Annotated in this window: 6 protein-coding genes; all 6 read left to right on the forward strand. The window is 46.7% G+C overall.

Annotation, left to right across the window (positions count from 1 at the left end):
• Positions 1-122 precede the first annotated feature (122 nt).
• Positions 123-977, forward strand: a complete 855-nt coding sequence (locus QUA99_RS32345) for a hypothetical protein (RefSeq protein ID WP_333245548.1) — start codon at positions 123-125, stop codon at positions 975-977.
• A gap of 160 nt (positions 978-1,137) precedes the next feature.
• Positions 1,138-1,512, forward strand: coding sequence for a hypothetical protein (locus tag QUA99_RS32350; protein ID WP_333245551.1), 375 nt, complete (start codon positions 1,138-1,140; stop codon positions 1,510-1,512).
• Positions 1,505-1,978 carry a hypothetical protein gene (locus tag QUA99_RS32355; RefSeq protein ID WP_333245554.1) on the forward strand — a complete coding sequence of 158 codons (474 nt, stop codon included), beginning with the start codon at positions 1,505-1,507 and terminating at the stop codon, positions 1,976-1,978. Before QUA99_RS32350 ends, QUA99_RS32355 begins: the two co-directional genes overlap by 8 nt.
• Positions 1,975-2,484: a hypothetical protein gene (locus tag QUA99_RS32360; protein WP_333245557.1), complete on the forward strand. Its 510-nt coding sequence runs from the start codon at positions 1,975-1,977 to the stop codon at positions 2,482-2,484. The genes QUA99_RS32355 and QUA99_RS32360 overlap by 4 nt, the downstream gene beginning before the upstream one ends.
• Positions 2,485-2,748, forward strand: coding sequence for a hypothetical protein (locus QUA99_RS32365; RefSeq protein WP_333245560.1), 264 nt, complete (start codon positions 2,485-2,487; stop codon positions 2,746-2,748). It abuts the gene before it with no gap.
• Positions 2,739-3,359: a hypothetical protein gene (locus QUA99_RS32370; RefSeq protein WP_333245563.1), complete on the forward strand. Its 621-nt coding sequence runs from the start codon at positions 2,739-2,741 to the stop codon at positions 3,357-3,359. The genes QUA99_RS32365 and QUA99_RS32370 overlap by 10 nt, the downstream gene beginning before the upstream one ends.
• Positions 3,360-3,929: the final 570 nt, after the last annotated feature.

Genomic DNA, 3,929 nt, shown 5'->3' on the forward strand with positions numbered 1-3,929 from the left:
GCTGCAATGAATGATGAATACATGATGCTTCTTCTCAAATCCTTTTGTCAAGACTGATTGAGATGCTCTTACCCTGCAGCAAAAAGCAAGGTACTAAATGTTTTAAGAACTGCCTGTGCGCCATGCGGAAGCTAGCTGAAACAATTGGTCATGTTGATTTGTTGTGCAAGCTCAAAGAAATTGATGGTACGCAAGTAGAGTTTAGAGAAGACCTTCAAACCTTATCGGTTGACGATTTTTTGAAACTTCGGGAGGACGCTCTAAATGTCCCTCCTAACGATAGGCGATACAACCTAGATTCTCGTCAGCGTTGGTTGTGGGTGTTTTCAATGCAGTTGGTGTATGGTTTTCGAGTTCATGAAGTTTTTGCAATTCTGAATATTGATAGACCATTTCAAACAAAAGATGGTGTAACTATCCCGCCATTAAGCGAGTCGAATAATAAAAAAATGATTGCTGTAGTGGGGGAGAAAACATTGTTAGACACTACGACTAAAACTGGTTATAGATTATGTGTGCCGATGCTAGCACCGACTCATCCTGACTTGATAGAACGTTTAGAAATTAAGTCTGGTCAACTGCCGGAAATCTATTCGTTATCAAATAATCCAAATACGATTTCTAAGGCTTATGCCCAAAGAGCGCGAGACGTTCTAGCAAGGTGGGGTAAAAATTTAAGTCAAACTCACGCTTTACGTCACCTGGCAAACCTGAACGGTCAAATGGCGGGGATGTCTCAGGAAACAAGAGCTAAGAGTTTGGGGCATTCAACACAGATGAATGAAGGGACTTACAAAAAACGAGCCAATACCAAGACGACAATTGATTTGTTAACTCAATCCACAAAGGAAGCTATTCCTTTAATTGGTGCGATCGGGGTGCTTAAACAGTTGGGAAGTGACGGGAAAAGCATCAAGCTGCTAGCCGCTATTTATGGCATTACGCCCGATGAAGTGATGGAGTTACTCGCCGAATAATTTGAAACAAAACTTTACAGTCCCTGTGTTGACAAGGGATTGTAAGTCTGCAATCGTGAGTAACTAAGGAAGATTGATGCGCGACTGACTAACACTTGCAATGCTAATCAAGTCACGACTTCCCCAACCGTTCACTAACAACGTTTGGAGCTTATAAATTATGCCACTTTCGGCCGATTGTCCTAGCGGACGATCGCAACTCTTAATGTTTCCCCGTCGCGAGTTATTGCAGAAAATCGCATCGGCCGCTTTGCTGTTTTTTGTGCCACGTATTCAGCCTGCTACCTTACCTCTCAATGGTTATCCTTTGCCAAAATTCAATATTGGCGATTTGATAGCTGCTGACTGGATTGGTGAGTTTGGCGAGGACTATATTGAGTTTGGCGAAGTTGTGGGTTTGTGCCATCGCCCAAAGGATGGGTGGGTGTATTACATCAACTGGACGCACAGCAATACCTCGGATGATTTTTGCTATCCCTGCTTTGAGGGAGAGCCGACTACGGGCGACAATTTGAGGCTTGTCAGCCATGACTAAACCCACCGTCAGCTACCGTCGCATTGACCAATTAAAAGCGATCGCCTTTGACCGTGGTTTCACCAATGAAGACGCCAGACAGTTTGGAAAACTCAGCAAAACCGCTACATGGGAAGCGCTGCTAGAACTGTACCTCGTTGACGGTGAATCGCCTGACACAGTGCTAGACACACCACTAGACACACCACTAGACACTGTAAACACAACGCCTGAACCGCTTGATACAAGGGACGTAGACAGTGTAGACACCCTCGACTGGACTAACGACGGTTCATTCCCTGTGTGCGGTTTCACCCGCCAGAATTCCACATTTTTAGACTGGGTTGATTTCGGGCAACTCATCGCACTCGTACTCGCATCGGCGGGGGTGTTTGTGCTGGCAATGTCCATGTGGCGACAAATCAACCCACTCAATCTATTACCTTCCCCAGTCCGCATCAACATTCAAATTGGGACAAAATTATGAGCTTACAACTGCGACTATTTGGTGGTAAATCTGACAACAACCAATTAGCCACCAGCAATGACGGCGGACACGCAATCGACAAGTCTAAGGTGCTGGCAAGCACTGACATAAGCGTTATCACACCGTTAAATCCTGGTAATTTTTCTAGCATCCGTAGTGTGCCAGTTGTGCCAGCACCGCGCTACTTCACTAAAGAAGAAGCGGACGCAATGAAGGACTTGGCAAAGGAAAAGACCGACGGTGCAAGGCAGTCTAAACGCGCTTACAAGGCACTAGGAAAAATTGAAGCGGCCGACAAAACCGTACACAAGGAGCACAGGAAATATGAGGGGGCGGTTGCTGAGAACGAACTAGGTAAAAAGCGCGCTGATGTTGGATTAGCCAAGAAATTACACGGCTTGCGTCCCGGTTACGCTCGTCTGGGCTTGGGGATTGATAAAGCTGAGAATGATGCTCGTACTCGCATTGATGAAATTAAAGCCAAACTGACCGGAGGAGCGAACTAAATGAAAGCGATGTATCTGGCTAACTACTTCGTTGCTGGATGCGTCGCTTTCTCCCTTTTGGGGTGGATAGCGAGCCTGCATCCGATGGCAATGAAAGCCGTTTTATTCCTATTAGCAGCGATTGCAATTGCTTGGGGCCTGAGTTGGTTGCTTGATTACTCCCTGAGCAAGCTGCTCAAGATTTCAGTCGCTGACTTGCAAGCACTTTTAATCGGCGGTTTAGCGATGTTGCTGATTGGTTTGGGGGTGTTTCTATGCAGCTAAAACTGTTTGTGTTGAGCGCGTCCTCTGTCGTGCTGTGGTTGGTTCCACTAGCAGCACTAGACAAAAAGCTAGACATTCACAAAGCACTGCAAGGGGTGAGTTTGTGTGCTGCAATTGCCTGTGCAGTGTCCGCTGGCAACATCGCCCGCGAACTGTCTGAACAAGGGGAGATTGAAGCAATCAAAACCAGGGCAATCACTGCTGATGTGGTAGATGAAATTGCAGTCAGCGCCTATGTGAGCCAGACCCAAAGACAGCAAGAAGCAGAACAAATACTCAGTGGGCAAACAGAAAGAGAGGAAACAGTCGAGGCACTTAAGCGCGCTTGGCTCCTTGATTGCGATGAACCGTCATCTGAACTGGCAGAACCGACGGTGCAAGCGGTTCAAGCAGTGAACCAACCAGAAGATAAGGCTTTGACGGTGGAGGAGGAGCGATTCACGTCGCTGAACTTAACCCGCGAACAAGCCCTGGCTCTAGTAAAAAAGTTGAGAACTGAACTGAACCAAACCCAGACGATCGAGAAGTTGTGGGAGTGCAAGAAGGGAGGGACTGAAGCTTGGAAGCGAGCGCACGCTGAGTATAAGCGCTTAATCGGTGAGGAGGGCTAACACACTTTGAGCAAAACATATCTAGCACATATGTAGATTTCACAAACCCGTAGGGTTTGTAACTATCCAGCACATATGCAGATTTTGGAAACCCTACGGCCTTCCAAGTGAATAACACAGACGAGAAATAGCCCGGTAAAAGTAGGTACAGCGCGTAACGGAAGGGTGTCACCCTTCCCTGCTTAGCGAGCGCGAATAGAGTCAACTCAAGGCAGGTTAACTCTGTCCGCGAAGGGTGACACCCTTCGGCGCTTAGCGAGTACAAATAAAAACGAGTGCGATCGGGAAGCAAGCAGATCATGTGTGTGGCTTTCGCGAACCCTATAGGGTTCTACGCTATCTTTACTCCATCTTTTCCGATCGCCGAGAACTTCCCCATCATCCAAAATATAGCGCTCAAACCCTTGCTATAACTGCCTCTCTACGGCACAAACTCATATGAGTTTGTGTAAATAACTCTCTATACGCGGCTACCGCTGGCAGAACGAGATTTATACCATTTTTTTAAAGATGTGATAGACTTATGTAAGAAGTAAAGGAGCCAATGAAAATGTCTGGTCGCCCCAACAT

It is taken from the genome of Microcoleus sp. F10-B2 (assembly GCF_036704965.1).
Lineage (GTDB): Bacteria > Cyanobacteriota > Cyanobacteriia > Cyanobacteriales > Microcoleaceae > Microcoleus.

What these genes read in the sequence shown, in the direction of transcription:
- QUA99_RS32345 (WP_333245548.1), top strand. Translation starts at nt 123, where the DNA reads ATGCGGAAGCTAGCTGAAACAATTGGTCATGTTGATTTGTTGTGCAAG.
- QUA99_RS32350 (WP_333245551.1), top strand. Translation starts at nt 1,138, where the DNA reads ATGCCACTTTCGGCCGATTGTCCTAGCGGACGATCGCAACTCTTAATG.
- QUA99_RS32355 (WP_333245554.1), top strand. Translation starts at nt 1,505, where the DNA reads ATGACTAAACCCACCGTCAGCTACCGTCGCATTGACCAATTAAAAGCG.
- QUA99_RS32360 (WP_333245557.1), top strand. Translation starts at nt 1,975, where the DNA reads ATGAGCTTACAACTGCGACTATTTGGTGGTAAATCTGACAACAACCAA.
- QUA99_RS32365 (WP_333245560.1), top strand. Translation starts at nt 2,485, where the DNA reads ATGAAAGCGATGTATCTGGCTAACTACTTCGTTGCTGGATGCGTCGCT.
- QUA99_RS32370 (WP_333245563.1), top strand. Translation starts at nt 2,739, where the DNA reads ATGCAGCTAAAACTGTTTGTGTTGAGCGCGTCCTCTGTCGTGCTGTGG.